General features: G+C 48.0%; 23 protein-coding genes. 6 read left to right on the top strand and 17 right to left on the bottom strand.

From position 1 onward, the window contains the following. Nucleotides 1-19: 19 nt before the first annotated feature. The 3 genes from Q1B04_RS01075 to Q1B04_RS01065 all read left to right on the top strand — a co-directional run bounded on the left by Q1B04_RS01075 (nt 20) and on the right by Q1B04_RS01065 (nt 3,537). On the top strand, nt 20-1,954 hold the full coding sequence (locus tag Q1B04_RS01075) for a fumarate reductase/succinate dehydrogenase flavoprotein subunit (protein ID WP_299754500.1): 1,935 nt from the start codon (nt 20-22) through the stop codon (nt 1,952-1,954). A gap of 112 nt (nt 1,955-2,066) precedes the next feature. Then, the gene (locus Q1B04_RS01070) at nt 2,067-2,819 is read left to right on the top strand and encodes a succinate dehydrogenase/fumarate reductase iron-sulfur subunit (protein ID WP_299754966.1); all 753 of its coding nucleotides are present in this window, start codon (nt 2,067-2,069) and stop codon (nt 2,817-2,819) included. 193 nt (nt 2,820-3,012) lie between these two features. After that, nucleotides 3,013-3,537 (top strand): NAD(P)H-dependent oxidoreductase, encoded by a 525-nt coding sequence (locus Q1B04_RS01065; protein ID WP_299754498.1) that lies wholly within the window; start codon nt 3,013-3,015, stop codon nt 3,535-3,537. A 78-nt stretch (nt 3,538-3,615) separates the two neighbouring features. Here Q1B04_RS01065 and ftsZ read toward each other — a convergent pair whose 3' ends face one another. From ftsZ to mraZ, 13 genes are read right to left on the bottom strand one after another with little or no spacing between them, the layout of a single operon-like run. Continuing rightward, nucleotides 3,616-5,175 carry a cell division protein FtsZ gene (gene ftsZ, locus Q1B04_RS01060; RefSeq protein ID WP_299754496.1) on the bottom strand — a complete coding sequence of 520 codons (1,560 nt, stop codon included), beginning with the start codon at nt 5,173-5,175 and terminating at the stop codon, nt 3,616-3,618. Between the two features lie 37 nt (nt 5,176-5,212). After that, a complete protein-coding gene (gene ftsA / locus Q1B04_RS01055) occupies nt 5,213-6,505 on the bottom strand; it encodes a cell division protein FtsA (protein WP_299754494.1) in 1,293 nt (430 codons plus the stop codon). A gap of 11 nt (nt 6,506-6,516) precedes the next feature. Next, nucleotides 6,517-7,278 carry a hypothetical protein gene (locus Q1B04_RS01050; protein ID WP_299754492.1) on the bottom strand — a complete coding sequence of 254 codons (762 nt, stop codon included), beginning with the start codon at nt 7,276-7,278 and terminating at the stop codon, nt 6,517-6,519. Then, complete coding sequence (murC, locus tag Q1B04_RS01045) at nt 7,265-8,674, bottom strand: UDP-N-acetylmuramate--L-alanine ligase (protein WP_299754490.1); 1,410 nt, start codon at nt 8,672-8,674, stop codon at nt 7,265-7,267. Before murC ends, Q1B04_RS01050 begins: the two co-directional genes overlap by 14 nt. Further along, nucleotides 8,671-9,783: an undecaprenyldiphospho-muramoylpentapeptide beta-N-acetylglucosaminyltransferase gene (gene murG, locus Q1B04_RS01040; protein ID WP_299754487.1), complete on the bottom strand. Its 1,113-nt coding sequence runs from the start codon at nt 9,781-9,783 to the stop codon at nt 8,671-8,673. The genes murC and murG overlap by 4 nt, the downstream gene beginning before the upstream one ends. Further along, nucleotides 9,776-10,939, bottom strand: coding sequence for an FtsW/RodA/SpoVE family cell cycle protein (locus Q1B04_RS01035; RefSeq protein ID WP_299754485.1), 1,164 nt, complete (start codon nt 10,937-10,939; stop codon nt 9,776-9,778). Before Q1B04_RS01035 ends, murG begins: the two co-directional genes overlap by 8 nt. 22 nt (nt 10,940-10,961) lie before the next feature. Next, on the bottom strand, nt 10,962-12,305 hold the full coding sequence (gene murD, locus Q1B04_RS01030) for a UDP-N-acetylmuramoyl-L-alanine--D-glutamate ligase (protein ID WP_299754483.1): 1,344 nt from the start codon (nt 12,303-12,305) through the stop codon (nt 10,962-10,964). A gap of 32 nt (nt 12,306-12,337) precedes the next feature. Beyond that, the gene (gene mraY / locus Q1B04_RS01025) at nt 12,338-13,558 is read right to left on the bottom strand and encodes a phospho-N-acetylmuramoyl-pentapeptide-transferase (protein ID WP_299754481.1); all 1,221 of its coding nucleotides are present in this window, start codon (nt 13,556-13,558) and stop codon (nt 12,338-12,340) included. A 51-nt stretch (nt 13,559-13,609) separates the two neighbouring features. Continuing rightward, complete coding sequence (locus Q1B04_RS01020; RefSeq protein ID WP_299754479.1) at nt 13,610-15,073, bottom strand: UDP-N-acetylmuramoyl-L-alanyl-D-glutamate--2,6-diaminopimelate ligase; 1,464 nt, start codon at nt 15,071-15,073, stop codon at nt 13,610-13,612. Further along, nucleotides 15,073-17,172: a penicillin-binding protein gene (locus Q1B04_RS01015; protein WP_299754477.1), complete on the bottom strand. Its 2,100-nt coding sequence runs from the start codon at nt 17,170-17,172 to the stop codon at nt 15,073-15,075. The genes Q1B04_RS01020 and Q1B04_RS01015 overlap by 1 nt, the downstream gene beginning before the upstream one ends. After that, nucleotides 17,162-17,593 carry an FtsL-like putative cell division protein gene (locus Q1B04_RS01010; RefSeq protein WP_299754475.1) on the bottom strand — a complete coding sequence of 144 codons (432 nt, stop codon included), beginning with the start codon at nt 17,591-17,593 and terminating at the stop codon, nt 17,162-17,164. Before Q1B04_RS01010 ends, Q1B04_RS01015 begins: the two co-directional genes overlap by 11 nt. A gap of 27 nt (nt 17,594-17,620) precedes the next feature. Beyond that, on the bottom strand, nt 17,621-18,541 hold the full coding sequence (gene rsmH, locus Q1B04_RS01005) for a 16S rRNA (cytosine(1402)-N(4))-methyltransferase RsmH (protein WP_299754473.1): 921 nt from the start codon (nt 18,539-18,541) through the stop codon (nt 17,621-17,623). Then, nucleotides 18,541-19,008, bottom strand: a complete 468-nt coding sequence (gene mraZ, locus Q1B04_RS01000; protein ID WP_299754471.1) for a division/cell wall cluster transcriptional repressor MraZ — start codon at nt 19,006-19,008, stop codon at nt 18,541-18,543. The genes rsmH and mraZ overlap by 1 nt, the downstream gene beginning before the upstream one ends. A gap of 361 nt (nt 19,009-19,369) precedes the next feature. On the opposite strand from mraZ, the gene Q1B04_RS00995 reads away from it, so the two are divergent. The 3 genes from Q1B04_RS00995 to Q1B04_RS00985 all read left to right on the top strand — a co-directional run bounded on the left by Q1B04_RS00995 (nt 19,370) and on the right by Q1B04_RS00985 (nt 22,492). Continuing rightward, entirely contained in the window at nt 19,370-19,789 is a 420-nt protein-coding gene (locus Q1B04_RS00995; protein ID WP_299754469.1) for a hypothetical protein, read from the top strand. 96 nt (nt 19,790-19,885) lie between these two features. Further along, a complete protein-coding gene (locus Q1B04_RS00990) occupies nt 19,886-22,099 on the top strand; it encodes a TonB-dependent receptor (protein WP_299754467.1) in 2,214 nt (737 codons plus the stop codon). A 33-nt stretch (nt 22,100-22,132) separates the two neighbouring features. Further along, nucleotides 22,133-22,492: a heavy-metal-associated domain-containing protein gene (locus Q1B04_RS00985; RefSeq protein WP_299754465.1), complete on the top strand. Its 360-nt coding sequence runs from the start codon at nt 22,133-22,135 to the stop codon at nt 22,490-22,492. 81 nt (nt 22,493-22,573) lie between these two features. Here Q1B04_RS00985 and Q1B04_RS00980 read toward each other — a convergent pair whose 3' ends face one another. The 4 genes from Q1B04_RS00980 to Q1B04_RS00965 all read right to left on the bottom strand — a co-directional run bounded on the left by Q1B04_RS00980 (nt 22,574) and on the right by Q1B04_RS00965 (nt 25,644). Further along, nucleotides 22,574-23,173 (bottom strand): hypothetical protein, encoded by a 600-nt coding sequence (locus Q1B04_RS00980; protein WP_299754463.1) that lies wholly within the window; start codon nt 23,171-23,173, stop codon nt 22,574-22,576. Between the two features lie 110 nt (nt 23,174-23,283). Beyond that, nucleotides 23,284-23,976 (bottom strand): fatty acid desaturase, encoded by a 693-nt coding sequence (locus Q1B04_RS00975; protein ID WP_299754462.1) that lies wholly within the window; start codon nt 23,974-23,976, stop codon nt 23,284-23,286. Between the two features lie 112 nt (nt 23,977-24,088). After that, on the bottom strand, nt 24,089-24,940 hold the full coding sequence (locus Q1B04_RS00970) for a 4-hydroxy-3-methylbut-2-enyl diphosphate reductase (RefSeq protein WP_299754460.1): 852 nt from the start codon (nt 24,938-24,940) through the stop codon (nt 24,089-24,091). Between the two features lie 5 nt (nt 24,941-24,945). Then, nucleotides 24,946-25,644, bottom strand: coding sequence for a lycopene cyclase domain-containing protein (locus Q1B04_RS00965; RefSeq protein WP_299754458.1), 699 nt, complete (start codon nt 25,642-25,644; stop codon nt 24,946-24,948). Between the last annotated feature and the right edge of the window lie 3 nt (nt 25,645-25,647).

Below are 25,647 nucleotides of genomic sequence, written 5' to 3'. Positions count from 1 at the left end.
AAAAGCTATCTATATTGCTATGATATTAGATTCAAGAATCCCGGAAGGCCCTTTAGCCGAAAAGTGGGAAAAGCATAAATTTGACGTTAAGCTGGTGAACCCGGCTAACAAGCGTAAATATGATATAATAGTAGTAGGCACAGGTCTTGCCGGTGCTTCTGCCGCTGCATCTTTCGGAGAATTGGGCTATAACGTAAAGGCCTTTTGCTTCCAGGATACGCCGCGTCGCGCGCACTCTATTGCGGCGCAAGGTGGTATAAATGCAGCCAAAAACTACCAGAATGACGGCGACTCTGTTTTCCGTCTTTTCTATGACACGGTGAAAGGTGGTGACTACCGCGCTCGTGAGGCAAACGTTTACCGTCTGGCGCAGGTGTCTGTAGATATCATCGACCAGTGTGTGGCCCAGGGTGTTCCTTTTGCCCGTGAGTACGGTGGCCTTTTGGCTAACCGCTCCTTCGGTGGGGCCCAGGTATCACGTACATTCTACGCCCGTGGCCAAACAGGACAGCAGCTGCTACTGGGTGCTTACTCTGCCCTTAACCGTCAGATCGCTTACGGTAAGGTGAAGATGTACCCACGCACCGAAATGCTTGACCTGGTGCTTGTAGATGGAAAAGCCCGTGGTATTGTGGTTCGTAACCTGATCACAGGCAAAATCGAATCGCATAGTGCGCATGCCGTTGTACTGGCTACAGGTGGTTACGGTAACGTATTCTTCCTTTCTACAAATGCGATGGGCTCCAACGCTACCGCAGCCTGGAGAGCACACAAGAAAGGCGCTTTGTTCGCTAACCCGTGCTTTACTCAGATTCACCCAACCTGTATCCCGGTTTCCGGTGAGTATCAGTCTAAGCTTACGCTGATGTCAGAATCTCTGCGTAACGACGGACGTGTGTGGGTGCCTAAAACAGTTGAAACTGCTCAGCGCCTGCGCAACGGTGAAATCACAGTAAACGACATTGCCGAGCAGGACCGCGATTACTACCTGGAGCGTAAATACCCAGCATTCGGTAACCTGGTGCCGCGCGACGTGGCCTCACGTAACGCCAAACTGGTTTGCGACGAAGGACGTGGGGTAGGAGCCTCAGGTCTTGCCGTATACCTCGACTTTGCCGATGCCATCAAACGCGATAGCCAGCCAGCCATTGCGGCCAAGTATGGTAACCTCTTCGAGATGTATGCCAAGATCACGGATGAAAACCCGTACGAAAGGCCAATGCGTATTTACCCTGCTGTACACTATACAATGGGTGGCCTGTGGGTAGATTATAACCTGATGACTAACGTACCAGGCTTATATGCTGCCGGCGAGGCAAACTTCTCAGACCACGGCGCCAACCGCCTGGGTGCATCTGCCCTGATGCAAGGCTTGGCTGACGGATACTTTGTACTGCCTTACACAATCGGTGATTATCTTGCTAAAACTCTTTACGACAAGGTTCCGGTTGACCATCCTGCATTTATAGAAGCAGAGCAGGCGGTTATCTCTAAAAACAACCAGTTGCTTTCTATCAACGGTACGCGTACGGTAGATGATTTCCATAAGGCTTTAGGCTTAATTATGTGGGAATACTGCGGTATGGCACGCAACGCGGAAGGACTGCAGTTTGCGAAACAGGAGATTCGTAAGTTGCGTGATGAGTTCTGGCGCGATGTGAAAGTGGTAGGTGTAAACGAGGAGCTGAACATCACCCTTGAAAAAGCTAACCGTGTTGCTGACTTTTTGGAACTGGGAGAACTGATGGTAGAAGATGCCTTGAACAGAAATGAGTCTTGTGGCGGCCACTTCCGTGAGGAGTACCAAACACCTGAGAATGAAGCACTCCGCGACGACGAGAATTATACTTATGTAGCTGCCTGGGAGTTTACAGGCGTTGGCAACGAGCCGGTGCTGCATAAAGAGGAGCTCAAGTTCGAGAACGTGAAGCTAACGCAGCGTAGCTATAAGTAATGATTAAGAATTAGTAATGGGGCTGTAGTAAGCCGATTTAAAATTCTTAATTCGTGATTCTTAATTCGTAATTAATAAAAATATGGCTGGAAGCAATCCAAATGCTAAACCAATGGACATTACGTTAAAGGTTTGGCGCCAAAAAGATAGAAATGCAATAGGTCAGATGGTGACCTACCCTCTTAAAGGCATCTCTCCGGATATGTCTTTCCTGGAGATGCTGGACGTGCTTAACGAAGACCTGCTACTCAAAGGGGAAGATCCGGTAGCATTCGACCACGACTGCCGTGAAGGTATTTGTGGTATGTGCAGCCTGTTCATCAATGGCCGTCCGCACGGTCCTGAGCGTGGCACTACTACTTGCCAGTTGCACATGCGTCACTTCAAAGACGGAGACACTATTACCATCGAGCCTTGGAGAGCTGCCGCTTTCCCTGTACATAAGGACTTGGTGGTAGACCGCTCTGCTTTTGACCGTATACAGCAGGCTGGTGGGTACGTGTCGGTAAACACCGGTGGTGTGCCAGACGCTAATGCCATTCCTATTCCAAAGTCAATTGCTGACAAGGCTTTTGATGCAGCTACTTGTATCGGTTGCGGCGCTTGCGTGGCGGCTTGTAAAAACGCCTCTGCCATGCTGTTTGTAAGTGCGAAGGTATCTCAGCTGGCTATGTTGCCGCAAGGTAAAACTGAGCGTAAAACGCGTGTAGAAAACATGGTGGCGCAGATGGATATAGAAGGATTTGGTGCCTGCACTAACACTGGCGCGTGCGCAGCCGAGTGTCCTGTTGGTATCTCTTTAGAGAACATCAATATGCTGAGAAGCGAATTTGTTTATGCCAAGGCAACATCAGAAAACGTGTAGCTGAAGCTAAACTAAAGTATGGAAAGGCGAGGCAGCAACTGTTCTCGCCTTTTCTTTTTCTGAATTTGCCATATTTGCATACTTTTAAGCTAATAACTGGCAAAGTCAGCACAAGTATAAACCTCCGGTAAGGTTAACGAGTTAACTATGAAACTTAAAAAGTTAACTGCATCGGAAGCAAAATCAACAAAGTATGATTACATTAATTTCAGGTACTAACCGGCCCTCATCCAATACTAAAGCAATTGTAGATCTGTATGCCAGCATGCTTCAGGAGCATGGTGAGCCTTACCAGATCCTGGATCTGGCAGATCTTCCTGCAGATTTCACAGTGTCAGCGCTATATGACAACACAGGCAAAAACGAGATTTTCAACAGCTTAACGGACAAAATTATCAATTCAGATAAATTCGTTTTCGTGGTGCCTGAGTATAACTCCTCTTTCCCGGGCGTTTTGAAAGCATTTATCGACGGGCTTTCTTACCCTTATACTTTTAAGGACAAGAAAGGGGCATTAATTGGGCTATCCTCCGGCATGCAAGGCAGTGGACTAGCACTTAGCCACCTCTCTGACATATTGAATTACCTTGGGATGCACGTGATGGCTATGCGCCTTAAGCTAGCCCACATAGAGCATAACTTTAATGGCGAAAAACTAACAAATAAGCTTTACCAAGAGCTGTTGGAGCAGCATGTAACGCAATTTCTTAGGTTCTAAGTAGGCAAGTATAAAATTTAAAAAAGGGGCTGCAGTTAATCTGCAGCCCCTTTTTTAAATTTTATACTTGCCTGGAAGCTAATCTACATTATCGTGCAGAAAGCGGTTATCGCCTAGAATTTCGTTGTCGTCGTTTAGGTTGAAGCGGGAGATATTACGCTCTGAAGAGTGCGCTACTCTATCCAAGGCGACATTGCGTCTCAGGTATGCAGGCACTTCTAACTTCTCTTTAATAGCTTCAGAGGTAGTCTCTGAGCTCAGCATACGCAGACGCTCACGACGCTCTTCGGCACGGCGCTGCATTAGCTCACGCTCTTCGGCCTGTCTCTGAGCAGCCTCACGATGCTCACGCACTTCACGTGCCTCATCGTCGCGGTAGCTATTATGGAAGCTATCGTTCTGAGAATTACCATCCAGCTCAAAAACAATACGTTGCGGCTGCGCTTGTTGCGGCTGCTCGGCACGACGTGGTGCGCTGTTATCAAAATTGTTTTGCTGCTGAGGTGCAGGAGCAGGTTTAGGAGTGGCTACTGGGGCCGGAGCAACAGGCTTCGCAAAAGTTGTGATTTCTGCTGCAGGCTCAGGCTTTGCAGGCTCTGCTACCTCAATTTTTTTTTGGCTATCCAGGTCGAAAACCGTTTTCTTCGGCTCGATAATGCTCTCAGAATCGCTGGCGAAGCCAGTTGCGATAACAGTAACACGAATGCTCTGACCAAGTGTAGAGTCAATACCATGTCCGAAGATAACCTCAGCCTCCTGACCAGCTTTATCCTGAATATACTCTGTGATTTCGGTTAACTCATCCATTTCCAGCTCAGCCTGCTCACCAGACATAATAGAAAGAAGGATCTTTTGAGCACCATGAATATCGGTGTTGTTCAGCAAAGGAGAAGAAAGAGCCTCTTCAGCGGCACGCAGGGCACGGCCCTCACCCTCTGTTGTCGCAGAACCCATCACTGCTGCACCAGAGTCTTTCATAACAGTTTTAACGTCTTCAAAGTCAACGTTTACCTCAGCCGTAACTGTGATAATCTCAGCAATTGACTTTGCAGCAGTAGTTAATACATTATCAGCCTTCGCGAAAGCCTCACGGATGGTCAGGTTACCAAACATCTCGCGCAACTTATCATTTAGGATCACCAGAATGGTATCGCAGTTATCGCTCAGCTCTTTTACACCATTTTCTGCAGCAATCTTTTTCTTCTTACCCTCAAAAGCAAACGGAGCAGTTACGATGCCAACAGTAAGTATACCCAGCTCTTTAGCAACTCTTGCAATTACAGGAGCAGCACCAGTACCTGTACCGCCACCCATACCAGCAGTGATAAATACCATCTTGGTATCGTTGCTCAGCATTTCGCGGATTTCTTCCTTGCTTTCAAGGGCCGCTTGCTTACCTTTTTCGGGATTAGCGCCTGCTCCAAGGCCTTCTGTCAGGTTTTCGCCAATCTGTAACCTGCTAGGAACACCGCTGCTTTTCAGCGCCTGTGCATCCGTATTACAAATTATAAACTCAACGTCTTTTATACCTTGGTTATACATGTGGTTAACGGCATTGCTACCGCCACCGCCAACGCCTATCACCTTAATGATGGACTTGCCGCTGGAAGGCAAGTCAAATGCATATGCTGATGTCATACTAATTTCTCCTGCTATTATGGGTTGATAAGTTTTTTTAGTCAATATCGTCTGATAAGAAGCCCTTAAGCTTCTGCAGTAGGCCTCCGCCACTGTTGTTATTTGCTGTACTCTTTGGTTCAGCTACTTTATTATATACTTGCTCTTCTACCGGAGACTGGCGTTCCACACGCTGATCTAACGGATGGTAACCTGCCAGCACAAGGCCAACACTGGTTGCAAACATAGGTCCTTTCACGGCGTCTATCTTAGACCTACCCAAATGCTCGTTCGGGTAGCCAATACGCGTATCCATACCTGTAATATATTCTACAAGCTGTACCAGGTTCTGAAGCTGAGCGCCTCCGCCAGTAATGACAATACCACCTGCCAAGCTGTTAGCATAACCTGAGCGAACAATCTCAGCATACACCAGCTCCACAATCTCCTCCATTCTAGCCTCAATAATATATGCCAGGTTTTTCAGGGATATTTCTTTCGGCGTACGGTCGCGCAGGCCAGGTATAGACACGATTTCATTCTCGGAAGCTTCATCGGCAATGGCTCTACCGAACTTCACCTTTAGCTGCTCCGCCTGGTTTTGCATCACCATACAGCCCTGCTTAATGTCAGAGGTGATGATATTGCCTCCAAAAGGAAGAACTGCCGTGTGGCGAATAATATTGTCCTTGAAAATTGCCAGGTCTGTTGTGCCGCCGCCAATGTCCACGAGTGCTACGCCTGCTTCCTTCTCCTCGTCACTCAGTACCGACATGCTCGATGCCAACGGCTCCAGGATCAGCTGGTCTACCTCAAGTCCGGCACGAAGCACACACTTGTTGATGTTATTAATAGCGTTAGACTGCGCAGTGATAATATGGAAGTTACCCTCCAGGCGCACACCAGACATGCCAACCGGGTCTACAATACCTTCTTCATAGTCTACTTTGTACTCTTGCGGCATCACATGGATGATCTCGCTGCCCGGAGGCGTTACAAGGCGGTACATATCGTTTGTCAGACGGTTCACGTCTTCCACAGTTATCTCATCATCAGATACCTGGCGCGTGATACTGCCATTGTGCTGCAGGCTCTTGATATGCTGGCCTGCTATACCCACGTTAACCACGCCGATGTTAATGCCTGATTGTTCTTCAGCCTGGCGTATGGCTTTCTTGATGGCTTCAACTGTCTTGTCGATATTGCTGACAATGCCTCTCACCACTCCCTCCGACGCGGCCTTGCCCATGCCTAATATCTCCAGCTTGCCAAACTCATTTCTCCGACCTACAAGTGCGCAAACTTTGGTTGTCCCAATATCCAAGCCTACTACTATTTTGTCGTTCTGCATATCTATGTCTATTATTCGCAAATAATCTGATCTTCAAACTCTAAGTTAACCCTTTTATAGCGATCCCAACCCATGGTTGGCAACACTTCTTTGTAAAGTATAGCTAACTTTTTAAACTTCTCTTCTACCTTATTTGGCTTACCGAACTCAATCGTATGTTCGCCTACCTGAGGTAAAAAAGATACCTTGCCTTTGCCGTCTATATGCATCTGGGCAAGCTGTGCCTTCCAAAACTCGTCGTTCTCTATGAACTGGAGTAGCGCAAGGTAAGATTGGCCTAAAGAATCCTGAAAGAATCCTCGGTCAGTTGGCTTTATAAGAGCTGACTTGGTTATTGGGATTACACGAGCGGTGTACCTGTCTGAGAGCGGAAGAATATTCCCCTCAGCATCGATGTATACATCTTGGTTTGAACGTATAATTCTAGCAATAGGCCTGTTCTGTTTTACAAATACCTGGATGTTTCCATCTAACCCTCTGTAGACCTCAGCATCCTTCACAAATTTATGTGATTCTATGCGTTTTTCAAGGTTTTTCAGGTCGATGTTTTGATTCGGGAGGCCTTCGAGTTTTCGCTCACCTTCTCTTGTTAGCAAGCCTCGAACTTCCTTATCCCCAATAAAGTAATTGTTGTACTCATTATCAATCTTTATTGTCACTTTTTTACAGATTTTTTCATTTTGTCTAGAAGACGCAAAACCTGCAATGGCACCAATTGATATTACACTACAACCTGCAAAAATTAAAGATTTTATTCTACTATTCAAGCCCATACCGATTATTTTCTAAAATATTTTTGATAGGCTTAACCAGCGTGTCAATATCTCCAGCCCCAAGTGTGGCCAAAACATCAAAATCACTGTTTTTAAGCAGATTTTTCACAACTTCATCTTTGTGCATCAACTCTTTTACAGGGCTTGTTACCTGCTCCAGAATGATGTCTGAGGTAATGCCTGGAAGCGGTTTTTCCCGTGCCGGGTAAATATCCAGAAGTACCAGTTCGTCTGCCTTACTCAAGCTCTCTGCAAACTCCGCTGCAAAGTCGCGGGTACGCGTAAAGAGGTGCGGCTGAAATATCACTTTTATCCGCTTGTTTGGATAAAGTGCTAACAATGAACTCATAAACGCATCTATCTCTTTGGGATGGTGCGCGTAATCATCAATGTATACTTTGCCTTGGCCCTCATACACAAACTCGAAGCGACGCTTTACACCTGTAAAAGCCTCCACGCCTGCCTTTATACTTTGAGCCTGTACCTGCAGCACCTGGGCCGCAAGTATGGCCGCTAATGTATTCTCGGCATTATGAAATCCCGGCACTCCCAACCTGATTCCCTCGACATTTCCGAAAGGACTTACCACATCAAATTCAAACCAACGCCCGTTTACCTGCAAGTTTTCTACATGGGCATCCCCACTTTTCAGGCTATACTTGTACACTTGCACCCCCTCCTGCACCAAGTCCGTCAGGCGTGGGTCGGTACCCTCGTGCAAAAACAGGAAACCACCCGGCTTCACCTGGCTAATGAACCTCTGGAAAGTGCGGATCAGTTCCTCCTTATCTCCATAAATATCTAAGTGGTCTGGGTCTGCGGAAGTTACGATCGCAATATCCGGAAACAAGGTCAGGAAGGAGCGGTCATACTCATCTGCTTCCACTACCACTACTTCTTTTTCTGCCTCTCCTTTTCCTATAAGCAGATTGGAATTTAGGTTAGTGGCTATGCCTCCCAAAAAAGCAGAACAATCCACACCGGCATGGTGCAGCAGGTGCGCCACAATGCTGGACGTGGTGGTTTTGCCGTGTGTACCCGCTACAGCCACTGAGTAAGCAGAGGAAGTAATTATCCCCAGCACCTCAGAACGTTTCTTGATAGTATAACCCTGTATTTTTAGATAAGCCCACTCTGCATGCTCGGCAGGAATGGCTGGCGTTAAGACCACCAGGGTCTGATCTTTATGCTGAAGAACCTCCTGAGGAAGATGCGCCACATCGTCCTCATAGTGCACCAATATCCCCTCCTGCTCCAGCGCCTCCGTTAATGCGGTGCGGGTTTTGTCGTAGCCCCACACCGGGTAACCTTTGGCCTTGAACCAGCGGGCGATTGCGCTCATTCCGATACCACCAATGCCCAAAAAGTAGATATAGCTGTAGTCCTCCAGTTTCATTTGATCAATTTTACCAGTTCACCTACAATATCAGCCGCCGCGTTAGGGCGTGCCATCTTCAGTATATTCTGATGCAGCCGCTGCTGCTCCTTTTCATTTTTCAATAGCTCCAGTGCAGCTGGCACTAATTTCTCCATCGCCTCCGCATCGCGCACCAGTAGCGCCGCGTCTTGCTGCACCAGCGCCATAGCGTTCTTGGTTTGATGGTCTTCGGCCACGTTAGGAGAAGGCACCAGCACCGCGGGTTTCCCGGCCAGGCAAAGTTCCGAAATAGAAAGTGCGCCAGCTCTCGATACCACTATGTCCGCTGCGGCGTAGGCCAAATCCATCCGCCGAATAAAATCCATGGCATGAATACCCTGCGATTTATACTTTGCCTCCAGCTCCTGCGCCTGCGGATAAAAGGCCTTTCCAGTCTGCCAGATAAGTTGGCAACCTGCATCAGCTATACTTTGCAGACCAGCGGCTATACTTTGGTTTATGGTTCGGGCACCTAAGCTGCCTCCGATTATCAGTATTGTTTTCTTCTGCGGAGACAGGCCGAAATGCTGCAATGCCTCTTCCTTTTTGCCCTGCAGGTTCATGATATCAGAGCGTACTGGGTTCCCTGTCAGAACAATTTTATCGCCCGGAAAAAATGCCTCCATGTTAGGATAAGCCACGCATACTTTCTGTACGCGCTTTGCCAGCAGTTTATTGGTGATGCCGGCATATGAGTTTTGCTCCTGGATTAGCGCCGGAATACCCTGTGATGTAGCAGCGTATAATAAAGGGCCACTGGCGTAGCCACCTACACCCACCACGGCATCAGGCTTGAAGTCTTTTATAATTTTATGCGAAGCCCGAACGCTTTTCCATACTTTGAGCGGAAACGACAGGTTATCCAGCGTGAGGCGGCGCTGCAGACCGCTTATCCATAGGCCCACAATTTTGTAGCCTGCCTCTGGCACGCGCATCATCTCCATCCGGCCCTGCGCCCCCACAAAGAGAATCTCCGCTTCCTTGTTTACAGCACGCAGTTGGTTAGCAATGGCCACAGCCGGATAAATGTGTCCGCCGGTGCCGCCGCCACTAATGATGACGCGATATGGTTTGTGCTGCTTAGGCATTCACTGGCGCGTTTAAAGGTGATTTCATAGCTGCTCCCACAGCACGCTCCTCATTTATATCTTTTCGGCTCACACTAAGTATGATGCCGATGGAAATTCCTGTAAAGATCAAAGATGTACCGCCCATACTTAAGAGCGGAAGCGGCAGGCCTGTAATCGGACCCAAGCCAACGGCAACGGCCATGTTGATCATCCCCTGCAGCACCAGGCTGAAACTCAAACCAGCGGAAAGCAGCCCGGCAAAGGCACCGTCGCTTTTATTAACTGTAACCAAGCCTCGATAAAGTAGAGCTAAATATAAAAACAGCACAAAAACACCGCCCAGCAATCCATACTCTTCTAAGATGATCGCATAGATAAAGTCAGAGTAAGGGTGCGGCAGAATGTCGCGCTGGTCGCTGTTGCCGGGGCCTTTGCCCACTACCCCGCCGGTGGCGATGGCAATGTAAGACTGCTCCAGCTGAAACGGCACCTCGTTCGGGTCCATAAAATCCTGCACTCGGCTGATGGCTGTGCCCATACGCTGCCCGGCTGCCAGACCCGCCCCGCCTACTATCACGCCTGTCAGTACCACAATGGCCAGGTATTTTATAGGCACCCGGCCAATAAACATCAGCAGCATACAAGTAGCAAAAAGCAGCACTGCTGTTGATGTATTTGTCATGGCGATCAATCCGCAGATAGCCACAGTCCAACCCAGCATAGGCAATAAAGTTGCTTTCCAATCCTCCAGAAACTGTTGCTTTTTAGATAGCATACTAGCCAGGTAAGAGATCAGGGCCAGTTTTGCCAAGTCAGAAGGCTGAAAGGTTTGGTTGATCACCGGAATGGTAATCCAACGGGAAGCATCGTTGATGTTTGAGCCGTAAAAGTATGTGATGATCAGCAACGGGGCAGAGATGATCAATGCCACCAGGGATAATTTGGAGTAAAAACGGTAAGGGATTTTGTGGGCCATCCACATAAAAGCCAGGCCAACCAGAATCAGGAAAGTATGCTTAAACAGGAAGTACTCTGTGTTGCCTTCCATCTTTTTATAAGCCAGTGTACCTGTAGCTGAGTATACCACGGCCACGCTGATCAGCGAAAACGCAATCACGATGCCCCACAGCACGGAGTCTCCCTTCAGGTTTTTTTGTAACCACTGCTTTACCATACCTTTGGCTTAAAATTTATCTTTACTTCTTCAGCACTATCTTCTCCACAGCTTCTTTAAATCGCTGCCCACGGTGTTCGTAATTGTTAAACAGGTCAAAACTGGCACAGGCCGGCGACAACAGCACCACATCGCCTGCCGTTGCCAAAGAGCGGCTCAGGCGCACGGCATAATCGATGGATGTGGTTTCGGCGATGATAGGAATTACCTTGCCAAACGCCTCTTTCAGTTTCTCATTATCTGTACCCAGGCAAACCAGCACTTTCACTTTCTCACGGGCTAGCTCTATCAGACTGGTGTAATCATTGCCTTTGTCCACGCCGCCTGCAATCCAGACTATCGGCTGCTTAATACCCTCCAGGGCATACCAAACAGCTTCCACATTGGTCGCTTTGGAGTCGTTGATATAAGATACCTCCTTGGCAACTCCTACAAACTGCAGCCTGTGGTCTGCGTTCTCAAAGGTCTCCAGCGCCTGCTCTATCTGCTTGTCTTCCACACCCATCAACTTGGCCACAGCCACAGCGGCCATCGTGTTGTACTGGTTATGCTTGCCAATCAGGCCTGATTTTGATGTATCAACCGTTCCTTCGTAAAACCTGGCTGCTACTTTTAAATTGCTTTCCTCAAAGTATACTTTGGCAGTATCAGCTCCTTTTAATGAGAATGGAACAGTTGTACCTCCAAAACTAGCTGAGTCAAATGCTTTTTTGATGTTCTCGTCATCGGCATTGAACAAGAAGAAATCAGCTCCTGTCATGTTCTGGGCCACGCGTAGCTTAGAAGCGGCATACTTCTCCATGCTATACTCGTAACGGTCCAGGTGGTCAGGGGTGATGTTAGTCAGCACTGCAATGTGCGCTTTGAACTGGTACATGTTGTCGAGCTGGAAGCTGCTCAGCTCCACCACATAGTAGTCGTGCTTGTTTTCGATTACTTTTTCGGCTAGGCTTTCCCCTATGTTTCCTGCTAAACCAACGTTCAAACCTGCGTTTTTGAGCAGGTGGTAGGTAAGCAGCGTAGTAGTGGTTTTGCCATTGGTGCCTGTAATGCAAATAAACTTGGCATCGGTATAGCGGCCTGCAAACTCAATCTCAGATATTACAGGGATCTGTTTCTTGGTTGCCTCTTGTATAACTGCAGCTTTATCAGGAATGCCAGGACTTTTAATAATCTCATCGGAGTTGAGTATGGTTTCTAAAGTATGATTTCCCTCTTCAAACGGAATAGCAGCCGTAGCCAGTTTGGCCTTGTACTGCTCTTTAATCTTACCTTTATCAGATACGAATACCTCCAGCCCCTTTGCCTTTGCCAGCAAAGCCGCTCCTACTCCGCTTTCTCCTGCTCCTAGTATCGCTATCTTCATAGTTTTATGGTTCGTTTTCTGTTAAGGTGCGTTTATCTTAGTTTCAGGGTTGCCAGCGTCAGAATAGCAAGCATGATGCCCACAATCCAGAAGCGGCCCACAATTTTAGACTCATGGTAACCCATTTTTTGGTAATGATGGTGTAGCGGCGACATCTTAAATATGCGGCGCCCTTCGCCATACTTCTTTTTGGTATACTTAAAGTAGCTCACCTGCAGCATCACAGACAGGTTCTCTACTAGGAAGATGCCGCAAAGTATCGGGATGAGCAGCTCTTTGCGCACAATCAGGGCCAATACCGCAATGATGCCGCCGATAGCCAAGCTACCTGTATCGCCCATAAATACCTGCGCCGGATACGTATTGTACCACAAGAAACCTACACAGGCCCCCACAAACGCCAGCGAGAAAATGGCCAACTCACCGGAATTTGGGATAAACATGATATCCAGATAGTCGGCAAAAATGGTGTTACCCGATACCCACGCGAAAATGGCGAGCGTCAGTCCAATAATGGCTGAAGTACCTGCTGCCAGGCCGTCGATGCCGTCGGTAATGTTGGCGCCGTTAGACACAGCCGTAATCACTAGAATCACAAATGGGATGTAGAGATAGCATGACCAGCCCGCAAACAGGGGGCCCGCAAACCCGAACAGGTTGCAGTAGTCAAGCTCATTATTCTTCCGGAACGGAATGCTGGTAATCATACTGTGCACATCTGTGTAGTTGCTTGAAGCATTTACAGCTGAGGTTGTGCCATCGGCAAACATATACTGCCTTACCACTACATCATCATTAAAGTATAGCGTAAGGCCCACAATAAGCCCCAGACCTATCTGCCCTAATATCTTAAATCGGCCAGCCAGGCCTTCTTTGTTCTTTTTAAATACTTTGATGTAGTCGTCCAGAAAACCGATCATGCCGAGCCACACGGTAGAAACGATCATCAGCTGCACGTATACGTTATCGAGGCGAGCAAACAGCAGCACGGGCACCAAAATAGCCAGCAGGATAATAAGACCGCCCATGGTTGGCGTGCCTTTTTTCTCCATCTGTCCCTCCAGACCCAAATCGCGGATAGACTCGCCTACCTGCTTGCGCTGCAGGATTTTGATCAGCTTGCCGCCAAACAGCATGGCAATCAGCAGCGACACAAGCGTAGCCATACCAGCCCGGAAGGAGATGTATTGAAACACGCCAGCGCCGACAAAATCGAACTCGCGGTCTAGGTATGTAAAAAGGTGATAAAGCATTTATTCTGTATTCGGTTACCTTTGGCTAATTATTGATTTTTGGCTTTTGATTTATTTCCCTAACTGCTGAAACATTTCGCGGAGTATCTGCTTATCATCAAAGTCATACTTTACACCTTTGATCTCCTGGTAGGTCTCATGCCCTTTGCCAGCAACAAGTATAATATCATTCGGCTCGGCCAGCATGCAGGCAGTTTTAATGGCCTCCTTACGGTCCAGAACTGATAGCGTTTTCTTAAAATCCAGCGGTTTAACCCCTTTCTGCATATCTTCCAATATAGTCTGCGGCTCTTCGAATCGTGGATTATCAGAAGTAAGTATAACTTTATCGCTCAGGCGGCAGGCAATATCAGCCATTACCGGACGCTTGCCGGCGTCTCGGTTTCCGCCACAGCCAACCAGAGTTATTACTTTTTGCGTTGGGTTTCTTATCTGCTGAATTGTATTGAGCACGTTTTCAAGTGCATCCGGTGTGTGGGCATAATCCACAATGCCAGTTATTTGCGAATCAGAGACAATATAATCGAAGCGGCCGGCAGCAGAACTCAGGCTAGAAAGCACTGTCAGTGCCTCTGTTGCGTCCTCGCCAAGGAGCACTGCCACGCCGTAAGCAGCCAGAAGGTTGTAAGCATTGAATGTGCCGATGAGCTTTGCCCATATCTCCTGGCCATCTACCTCCAGGTGTAATCCTTGAATAGTATTATCTATGATGCGGGCCTTAAATTCCACAACCTTGCGTAAAGCATAAAAGTGCGCTTCGGCTTTGGTATTTTGTACCATTATCGGTCCGCGTTTGTCGTCGGCATTTACCAAGGCAAACGCGTTTTTCGGCAACATATCAAAGAAAGACTTTTTTGCCTTGATATATTCATCAAACGTGCCGTGGTAATCCAGGTGGTCATGCGTAATATTGGTGAAAACACCGCCAGCAAACGTAATGCCCGCCACCCTGTGTTGCACCATGGCATGTGAGCTTACCTCCATAAAAGCATGCGTGCAGCCGGCCTTCACCATCTGCGCCAGCAGCTCATTCAGCTTTACAGCATCCGGAGTTGTATGGGTAGACGGGATCACCTGCTCATCAATCTGGTTCTGCACCGTAGAAATCATGCCCACATGGTAGCCCAGTTCTCTGAACAACTTATGCAGCAACGTTACAGAGGTAGTCTTGCCGTTGGTGCCGGTAACCCCTACCAACTGCAGTTTTTTAGAAGGGTGGCCATAATAAGCAGAAGCCATCTGCCCCAGCGCTACTCCAGTATCACTTACCTGCACATAGGTTATACCTTGCTTCAGGTCCTGCGGCAGTTCATCACAAACAATCGCTACTGCCTGCGCTTCCTCGGCTTTGGATATATATGCGTGGCCGTCTGCCTGCACACCACGTACTGCCACAAACAGCACCCCCTCCCGCACATGGCGCGAGTCGAAGGTGATGCCCTGCACCTGCACATCAAGGGTGCCGTGGGTGCTAACCACATTTACATTTTGTAGTATGTTCTGCAGTAACTGCATCAGCCTAGTATAATTTTAATCGTTTTATCTTCGTTAATATCGGTGCCTGGCGCCAGAGACTGCGATTTTACGCGTTTGCCAACTCCCTCCACCTTTACCTCCAGGTGCTGGTTACCAAGTATAAATAAGGCATCCCGCAGGATCATTCCCACCACATCCGGCACCTTGTTCTCCAGCACCGGGTTTGATTTGAATTCCAGTGAGCGTCGTTTCGGCGACACCTTTACCCAGTCTTCATCCATCAGGCCGGTGTGTGTGCTGATCCCAAGCTTGTTGTAGATCATCTTCAGATCATCAAAACTGCCCGCCTGCACCACTGGCATACTATCTTTATTCGGCACCACACGCGCTTGCATTGGCTTGTGCATGGCCAGGTCCCGTGCGTAGGCTTTATCAGCCAGCTCTTTGAAAACAGGCGCTGCTACGTCGCCACCATACACGTTCACGCCGCGCGGGCTGTCAATAATCACAATGCAGCTATACTTCGGGTTATCAGCCGGAAAGTATCCCGCAAAGGAAGTTGAGTACTCCCGAACATATCTGCCATCTTTCACTTTTCGGGCTGTGCCTGTTTTACCGGCTATTTTATAGTCGGAGTTGAAGATGTTTTTAGCCGTACCATGTTCTACAACACCTTCCAGCATGGTTCTCAACCTCTTAAGCGTTTCATCGGAACAGATTTTATCGTTCAGCACCCGCGTCTGGAACGACTGCACCACCTCGTCCACTTTCCTGATTTCCTTCACAATAATGGGTTGGATTTTCACACCGTCGTTCGCTACGGCATTGTAGAAAGCCAGCGTCTGCAGCGGCGAAAGCTTCATTTCATAGCCAATGGACATGGACGTTAGCGTAGTGCCATACCAGTTCTTATCCTGCGGATCTTTCATGTATGGCCTGGCTTCTCCCTCCATCTGGAAACCCAAAGTACTGTTCAGCCCGAATTTGTTCAGGTAATCGACATAAGCCTGCTGCTCATTGCCGAAATATTGCTCCATCAGCTTTGCAACGCCGATGTTAGATGACTTCTCAAAAACCTCCTGCACCGTTATTTTACCATAACCATTGATTTTAGCATCGGTCATGATCGTATTTTTGATGCGGTAACGGCCATCGCCTGTGTCTATGGTGTCGGTCAGGTTTACATCCGGGGCATGTTCAAGCAGCGCCATCATAGAGGCCAACTTAAAGGTTGACCCTGGTTCTGTACGCCCCTGGTTACCAACAGCATAGTTGTAATCTTCTATGTAACCGCCTTTGGTTTTCCCTAGGTTAGCCAGGGCTTTTATTTCCCCGGTCTTCACCTCCATCAGAATCACGGTGCCATATTCTGCATTCGTCTTTTCAAGCGCCTTGTAAAGAGCGCTTTCTGCTACATCCTGCAGGTTTATATCCAGGGTAGTCTTGATGTCGTAGCCGTGCTGCGGGTTTACCTCCGTGCCATCATAAATTGGTTTGCTACCGCCGGCTATGCGTTCAAAGAGCGCCTCGCCGTCTGTTCCGGACAGGTTTCCGTTGAAGCTATACTCCAGGCCTGCTCCGTTTTTATCCTCGTTTATAAAGCCGATGGTACGCTCGGCCAGAATACCGAAAGGTTTAAAGCGCTTCTCTACTTTCTCAAAAATCACTCCGCCTCTGTTCTTGCCCTCCCGGAAGATAGGCCAGCGCGACATTTGTTTTTTATCCTGATAATCAATCTGCCTGCTGTTCAGGCGGATATACCTTCTGCCGGAGTGACGCGCGTTCTTGATTTTGCGGTGGTAGTAATCTTTCGATTTATCACCGTAAAACTGCGAAAGCAACAATGCCAGCGAGTCTATACCGCTGTTAAACACCTCTGCCTTTGTCACGGTCGGGTCAAAAGCTACTCGGTAAAATGGCAACGATGTAGCCAGTATGCTTTCATTATCAGAAAGTATGTTTCCTCGGGTGGCGTGCACCGGCTTGTAAAAGATACGGCGCTCTTTAGAGATGCTCTTCCATTTATCCCCGTGCAGAAACTGAATATGCACGATCTTATACACGATGGCGCATGCAAACAGGCAAACCAGCAGGAAAACCAGCCGGACCCGAACCAGTATGGATTTCTTAATACTCATCTGCAGGCACTAATACTTGGTATGGCGGTCTGGAACTCTCCTCAAGGCCCAGCGGGGCAACGTTTCTGGCCACCTCTGACTGTTTACTAGCCTCCATATACTCCGATTTTAACGTAGAGTAATCGGCCCGAAGGTCCTCCACCTCCACCTTCACCTTGTCGATCAGACGGATCGTCTTCACAGCAAAGTGTGTGTTACCAATGTATAAAAGCGTAATGCCCGTCAGAAAAAGGACGCGCGGCATATACTTAAGCGGCACACCCTCCTCAAACAAGGCATCAACATTGGCGTATTTATCCAGCAGAGCAAACAGGCTGAAACCTTTTTTCTTAGGCTTCTGCGGCTCTTCTACCTCTGGCTTCACGCGCATCGAGTTTCCCTTCGGCACGCTTGTTCTTTTCGTGAGTACATTAGAAGCCATACTTGTTTTCTTTAGCTAATAGTTCGTTTACTTTCCTTCGCGCTCCTCCTTCTTCTCAGCTACCCTTAGCTTGGCACTTCTGGAGCGGCTGTTCTGCAGCAGCTCCTCTTCTGATGGCGTAATCGGCTTTCTGTGCACCGCCTCCAGCGGCTTTATCTCATTCCCGAACAGGTCTTTCTCCACCTCTCCAAAAAATTTGCCCTTGGCGATAAAGTTCTTCACCATCCGGTCTTCTAAAGAGTGATAAGAGATCACCGAAAGCCTACCGCCTGGTTTTAAAACCTCCACTGTCTGCTCCAGCATCTCCTCCAGCGCCTTCATCTCATCGTTCACCTCTATCCGGAGTGCCTGAAACACCTGTGCTAGGTACTTATTCTCTTTTCCTTTTGGGGTGCAGGAGCTGATTGCCTGCTTAAAATCCGCAATTGTCTCCAGCGGCTGCCGGTTGCGCTTTTCCACTACTGTGCGGGCCAGCGTTTTAGCGTTTTTCACTTCTCCGTAAATCCCGAAGATGCGGTGCAGCTGCTCCTCTGAGTAGGTTTCCAGCACCTCCTGCGCGGTAATTCCCGCATCAGCGTCCATACGCATATCCAGAGGACCGTTAAAGCGGGTGGAAAAACCACGCTCCGGCACATCAAACTGGTGCGACGAAACACCCAAATCAGCCAGAATCCCGTCTACCTTCTTTATACCGTACAGACGCAAATACTTTTTCAGGTCGCGGAAATTTGCCCGAACAAACTGAAAAGTCGGCCCCTCCAGCTTCTTAGACTGCTCCTGCGCGTCACTATCCTGGTCAAAACTGTACAGCTTACCTGTTGTAAGCGCTTTCAGGATGCGAGCAGAGTGGCCTCCGCCACCAAACGTTACATCCACGTATATGCCATCTGGCTTAATTGCCAGCGCCTCTACCGATTCCTCCAGCAATACTGGGCGATGATACTCCATTATATTTGTGGCTCCTCAGCCGGTTTGTCACCTAAAAACTTTTGGGCAAGCTGTGAGAAATTCTGTTGATCCTTAATCAGGAACTCCTCATACTTGTCAGGGTTCCATATCTCCACGCGGTTGCCTAAACCCACCACAATCGCCTCTTTTTCCAGTCCCGCAAAGCGCGACATAGTTTTAGGCACGATAAAACGGCCGGCACCATCCAGCTCTATCTCTGTGTTTCCCCGGAAGAAGTTCCGCTGAAAGTGACGGTACTCTTCGTTAAACTCGTTCAGGCCGGCAACCTTGTCGTAAATCACTTTCCACTCTGCCTTCGGATACAAAACCAGGCAAGGCTCAAACCCCCTCATCAGAACCACATGATTGCCAGACGCCTCCGGCAGATTGGCTTTTATCTTTGCAGGTAAAACCAATCTTCCCTTAGGATCAATCTTGCACTCATATTCGCCAGAAAGGAAGTTCATAGGCTTATGGTGGTTTAGTCCGTATAGACTTTGGACTATACAAATGTAGCCAATCAGCAAAATAACGCAACCACAATCTACCACTTTTTACCACTTTGTGGATAAATTATGGTAATCCACACCACTTATCCACATTATCCACACCGCCGGTCCCTCATTTTGGGTATAACTAAATTTGCAGCGAATCAGCAAAATCAGTAAAATACGACCCATTAAAACACAAAATACTGAATCTCAAATTATTACAAATATAACATAGCGTATAAGCTATTTTATATACTTATCCACGCTAAAAGTGGGGCGAAATGGCAAAAGTGGGAGTAAATGGAAGGGATTTAACCAAGGTGGCACAAAGTGGCTAATGATTTCGTATATTTGTGTCGTGAAAAGCATCTTCAGACATATTGTGCTACTCGCCCTAACGCTTAGTGTGCTGTTAGGCTCGTTTGGCGTTGCCCTGAGCAAGCAGTTCTGTGAGATTACTGGCGTTCAGTCTTTTGAGGCCTCGTCCGTGCCTGACAGTTGCTGCGAGGATGCTTTAGACAGCGAGGCGGATGATTGCTGCGAGGAGCATGTTTCTTATCAAAAACTGGAGCCGGTTCAGGGGCACAAGCAGTATCATTTAGCTATACCGCTTCTCGCTTACCTTACGCACACGCCTTCCTTACCAACTTATGTTGCAAGTATAAACCCGCAGCTAGACGTTTATACTTTTACCAACAGCTCACCTCCGCTTTATGGCAGGCAACTGCTGCACTTCCTTCATACCCTGATCGTCTAGACACCTCAGAAGTTACCGCACAGGTGCAGGTTTTATGGCTTGCGCTGGTTATGCTATACTTTATTCTATTCTGAGAAATAAACGATCACACGCAATATGCTAACACAATTCAGCAACATCAGGAGCCTTACTTTTGCCCTGTTTGCTATACTTTCACTTACCACAGCACAAGCCTACGCCCAAGAGCTGCAAGGCAAAGTGGTAGACAAACAAAATACCGGGCAACCCATTATTGGCGCTAACGTGGTGTGGCTGGGCACCGAAAAAGGCACCGCAACAGATGCCACCGGCAGCTTCACCCTTTCTAAAGCAGACGCTATTTCCCCTAAGGTAGTGGTAACGTATATCGGCTACACACCAGATACGGTAGATGTGGCCGGCAAAAACCAAGTGACCATTACGCTTCGCCAGGCAACCGGACTGCAAGAGGTAGTGATTGAGGGGCAGGTAGAACGCCACTCCGCCCTCACATCCTCACAGACAGAGATTATCACCAGCCGCGATTTAGAGAAATCAGCTTGCTGTAACCTGGCCGAAAGCTTCGAGACAAACGCTTCTGTGGAAGTGAGCACTACCGATGCCGTATCAGGTGCAAAACAGATCCAGATGCTGGGCCTGGACGGTTCTTATACCTTGCTGACTACCGACAATGTACCAGCACTCCGCGGACTGGCCACTCCTTACCGTCTTAATTACCTATCCGGCACCTTTATCGAATCCATTGATATTATTAAAGGTATGGGTTCTGTCCTGAATGGCTATGAGTCTATATCGGGGCAGGTAAACGTAACGCTTCGCGACCCGGCCAAGGCAGAGCGCCTGTACTTTAATGTTTATGGCAACAGCCTCGCCAGGTATGACGCTAACCTGAACCTAGCTACCAACCTGGGCAATAAGTGGAGCACGCTACTGATGCTGCACACCAACCAACTGCACAACCGCGTGGACCGCAACAACGATGGTTTTATGGATTTATCGCTGGGATCACAGTACAATGTATACAACAAATGGAAGTATGAACACGGCGCCTGGGTATCTGAGTTTGGTGTTAATGCGCTGCAGGAGTCGAAGGTAGGCGGGCAGATGGATTATAAGGAGGATGTGGCACAAACGGAGCAGCCTTACTATGGCACCGAATCAGAAGTTGAGCGGCTGTCGGGCTTCAACAAGTCTTCCTATACTTTTCCGGGCAAGCCTTACCAGAGCCTGGGACTCATTACTTCGGCCACGCACCACAAGTTCGACTCTCAATACGGCTTGCGCACCTACAATGGCGAACAAAACAGCGCTAATGCACGGCTGATCTTCCAATCAATTATTGGGGATACCCGCCATACTTATAAAGCCGGCCTCAGCTATACTTTCGAGGATTATACCGAAGCGCTCTCCGACTCTGCTTTTAGCCGCACAGAGCATATACCTGGCTTGTTTGGTGAGTACATTTACAACAACGCAGAGAATTTAACAGTAGTAGCCGGGGCCCGACTGGATCAGCATAATCTTTACGGAGCCGTATTTACGCCAAGGTTTAACCTGAAGTATGATTTCAGCCCAAACACAATTGTGCGTGTGGCGGCAGGCACAGGCTTTAGAGTGGCAAATCCGGTGGCAGAGAATACAGCGGCACTGGTCAGCTCACGTAGGTTTGTGACACAGGTAAATCTAAAGCCTGAAGAGGCCTGGAACATTGGTGGCTCATTTACGCATTACTTTGAGCTGGCAGGGCGATCAGGCGCTTTCGTAACAGACTTTTACCGTACCAGTTTTACGAATCAGGTAGTGGCGGATATGTATAGCCAACCGGGAGCTGTGTTATTTTATAACCTCGACGGTAAATCTTACTCCAACAGTTTTCAGGCGGAGCTACAGTATGAGCTGTTGAGAGGCTTGGATGCGAAAGCTGCCTACAAATATTACGACGTAAAGACGAGTTACAAAGGAGACCTGCTGCAGAAGCCTATGATACCGGAGCACCGCTTTTTCGTGAATCTTGGCTTTGCCACTCCATTTGACAAATGGCGCGCCGACCTTACTACGCAGTATTTTGGCCTGATGCCGCTGGCCCCGGTGGCGCAGCAGGAGCAGCCGGTGCATACGTCTAAACGTTTTGCCACAGTAAACACGCAGGTTACCCGAGCTTTTAAGCAATGGGAAGTATACCTTGGCGCAGAAAATCTGCTAAATTATCGTCAGCCAGAGCCAATTTTAGGAGCCGATGATCCTTTTGGCAACAACTTTGATGCTAGCATGGTTTGGGGTCCAATTACTGGGCGGGTAGTATATGCCGGACTCCGATTTAGAATCGATTAACCTTAACAACATATACATTATAAACAGACACAAATGAAAAAGCTACAAGTCTTATTCTTCTCGATGGTGCTGGCCTTGGTAAGTATGGCAACAAACGCACAAGCGCAGCAAAAAGGCAACACAGAAACGGTAAAGATTAAAACCTCGGCTGTGTGCAACATGTGCAAGAAAACACTGGAGAAAGCTATGGCCTACGAAAAAGGCGTAAAGTCTTCTAACCTGGATGTAAAGTCTAAAGTGCTGACAGTTATGTTTGACAGCCGCAAGACTAATGAGGCAAGTATACTTAAAGCTGTAAACAAAACAGGCTATGATGCCAACGAGCTGCCTGCAGATGAACGCGCATATAACCGTCTGGATGAGTGCTGCAAAAAAGAAGCCGGCGATCATTGATCTAACAAATATACAGCATGAAAAAGGGGAGTCTTTGCAGGCTCCCCTTTTCTATGACAGGTTCATCAGCAACTTTCAGCTTTAGAACTTGAAGCCTACGTGCAGCCCTATAGACAGTACAGGAGTGCCTTCTTTATAATGAAAGTATGAGATCCTTCCGCCGGCCACTCCATTGCGCAGGATGTTGAAATCATTCTCAATAAAACCAAACGCCCCTACATCTGATGTCTTGATGTGCGTTACGGAGCCGTCTTGCGTACCCTGCTCCTCAGGGTCAGAGTTGACTTCGGCGCGGTGCCGGAAACTTGGCCCTGCTCCTAGCCTGAAAGAAACGCTTTCTCCCTGCATCACATCAAAAGCTGCCTCCAACGAGGCCATGTAAAATGTATTTTGTATGGTATAAATCTTTTTTGCTTCATCGTAGCGCTTAGCAGACAAAAGCCCCAGATTAAGGCCTAACGAAAGACGACTACCCAGGTAATGGCTTAAGCTATTGCTGAACATCAGGCCCTGACTGTCGTTTTCAGAAAGCCAGACAAAGTTTACACCCGCTTTAACACTTGCAGGCTCTTTCCCGGCACCTCCGTTGGCGAAAGTTTGCGCAACTGAAGTATAAGGCTGAAATAAAAAAGTTAAACTGAAAAGTAAGCACAGGGCAATGAAAGCAAAGCAGGACTTCATGGGCTAAAAAGGCTAAGGGTGTACGAAAGGTATGATTAGATTAAACCCTTGAGCTTACGGTATACTTCATCAAGCTGTTACAGCATCATGCAAATTTATACTTTACAAATTTATACTTTTGTTTTATAAAGTTGCCACCAAGGCAGATAAGGTTTGTCGTGGTGCTCGTAATGATACCCGAAAAAGTAACAGCTAAAAAATGCCCATAAATGGTTTTTCTGCTGTGTGCCGGATTTGTGTGGGTTATCAGCCGGATGTTCGCCTTTGTGCGGCAGGTAGGTACCGAAGTAGAAAAGCTGAAAAGTAGCAAGTATAGCCGGCAGCATCCAGAACAACACCACATTCTCCAGCGGGAAGTATAACTTGAGCACGTTAAAGGTAACAGCCATCAGCAGGAGCTGCCACCAAGTAATATACTGCTTTAGAAAGCTGAAATACCAGGGCCAGAACGACCCGTGGTGGTAATCAGGATCCTCTTCGGTGGCTACATGGCGGTGGTGCTGGTGGTGGCGCGGCAGCAGGCGCGGATACCAGTTATAGGCAAACAGAAAGGCCGTTACAGTGCCAATAAACTTATTTAACTGAGGCTTGCCCGGTGCCGCTACACCATGCATGGCATCATGTGCTGTAATAAACAGGCCGGTATACAGGTGCGTCTGCAGCAGGATAAAAATATAGGGAAGCGGTGAGGCGAAATCAACTTCAAACGATGTCAGCAAGAAAACCAGCAGCACAGCCCAGCAGGTAAGTATAACTGCTGCAATTATCACACCCCGGTAATCGTTTGTTCTTGCTATGCCCATTCAGTTTAGTTGTATTAGCGTCTGCACAAATATATACTTAGCTGAGTAAAACATACCCCTGCTTCTCAAGCAGCAGAATATCATACTTAATTACGAGAAATGAGTCGGAATTTTACAGCTCATATTGCAGCAGCGCGTCGCGCACTTGTTCCATCAGCCACATAGGCGTAGAAGTCGCGCCGCAAATACCGACTGTTTCGCCGGCAGAAAACCACTCCGGCTGCAGCTGCTCTACCTTCGAAACAAAAAAAGTAGCTGGATTGGTGTCTTTGCAGACCTGGTACAACACTTTGCCGTTGCTCGATTTGGTGCCAGATACGAAAACTATTTTATCAAACTTTGCAGCAAACTTTCGCAGTTCCTTATCTCTGTTAGATACCTGGCGGCAGATGGTGTCATTGGCGCTTACTTCGTAGCCTTTGCCTTCTAATTTATTCTTGATGGCGTAGAAGCTGTCGGTGCTTTTGGTAGTTTGGCTATAGAGTGTGATTTTGGCAGGGAGCTCGTGCTGCAGCAGCTCCTCCATATTCTCAAACACAATAGCTTGGTTGTTTGTTTGGCCAAGCAGCCCCATCACCTCGGCGTGGCCGTGCTTGCCGTAAATGTAAATCTTATCGCTTTTGTCGTAGGATGTTTTGATGCGGTTCTGCAGCTTTAGCACCACCGGGCAGGAGGCATCTACTAAAGTCAGGTTGTTTTGCAGGGCGGTCTGGTAAGTTTCGGGCGGCTCTCCATGCGCCCTTATGAGCACCGTATCGTTTTTCAGCTGCCGCATCTGCTCATAGTTGATAATGCGCAGGCCCCGCTGCTGCAGGCGCTCCACCTCCACATCGTTGTGCACTATATCGCCCAGGCAGTACAGGTAATCCTGCTCATTCAGAATATCTTCGGCCATCTGAATGGCGTATACTACCCCAAAGCAGAAGCCTGAATTATCGTCTATAGTTACATCCAGATGTTGCATATATCTTATACAGCTACAGGGTTATATTGTTTAACGCTTTTCCGCTGCCTAAGTCCTTCATAAACAGATATAGTTAGCAAAAGCATCAACATAGAGTATAAAGTATCCTCCACAGGTATGGAAACGATTCTGAGGCCCAGGTTATAATCATCATTATACCAGACGATAGGCAAATACGTTAGCACACCGTTAACAAGCAGGAAAGGCACCAGGTGCACCAGGTAAGCCAGGTAAAATCGCCCTAAATAACGTGTTTTAAAGAAGCGAAGGTGCAGAAGGTGCATGAGCGTCAGCAGTATAAACGTGATGGAAGTATAAAGTCTGCCCATGTTAAAAACCGCAATTAAAGGCAGCACCACCATCAGCACCACAGCTACTGCCTTGGCATAAGGCTGTAACAGATCCTTCTGGATATAGGCGTTCAGCACATCATAAATAAAGACGCAGGCGTACGGCACAGTCAGGAAAAAAAGTACCTCCTCCAGCGGCAAGTTGAAGATGTAAATACCCGTGAGATACTCCTCATTGAAACCCCAGATGCCTGCTTCGGTAAAGAGCACATCCCATACGATAAAGAACACGCCGTTGGCAAGTATAGCCGGAAACAATGCGCCCCAGTTTTTATAAAAAGCCACTTTCCGGTCGAACGACAGCAGGAACGGGAATAGAATAGTAAAAATGTTCAGGTACAGGTAGAGGTACATGCG

Origin of the sequence: uncultured Pontibacter sp., from assembly GCF_947495565.1 — a bacterium.
GTDB lineage: Bacteria > Bacteroidota > Bacteroidia > Cytophagales > Hymenobacteraceae > Pontibacter.
Note: the sequence above shows the minus strand (reverse complement) of the source record. Positions and strands in the feature narration are given on the sequence as shown.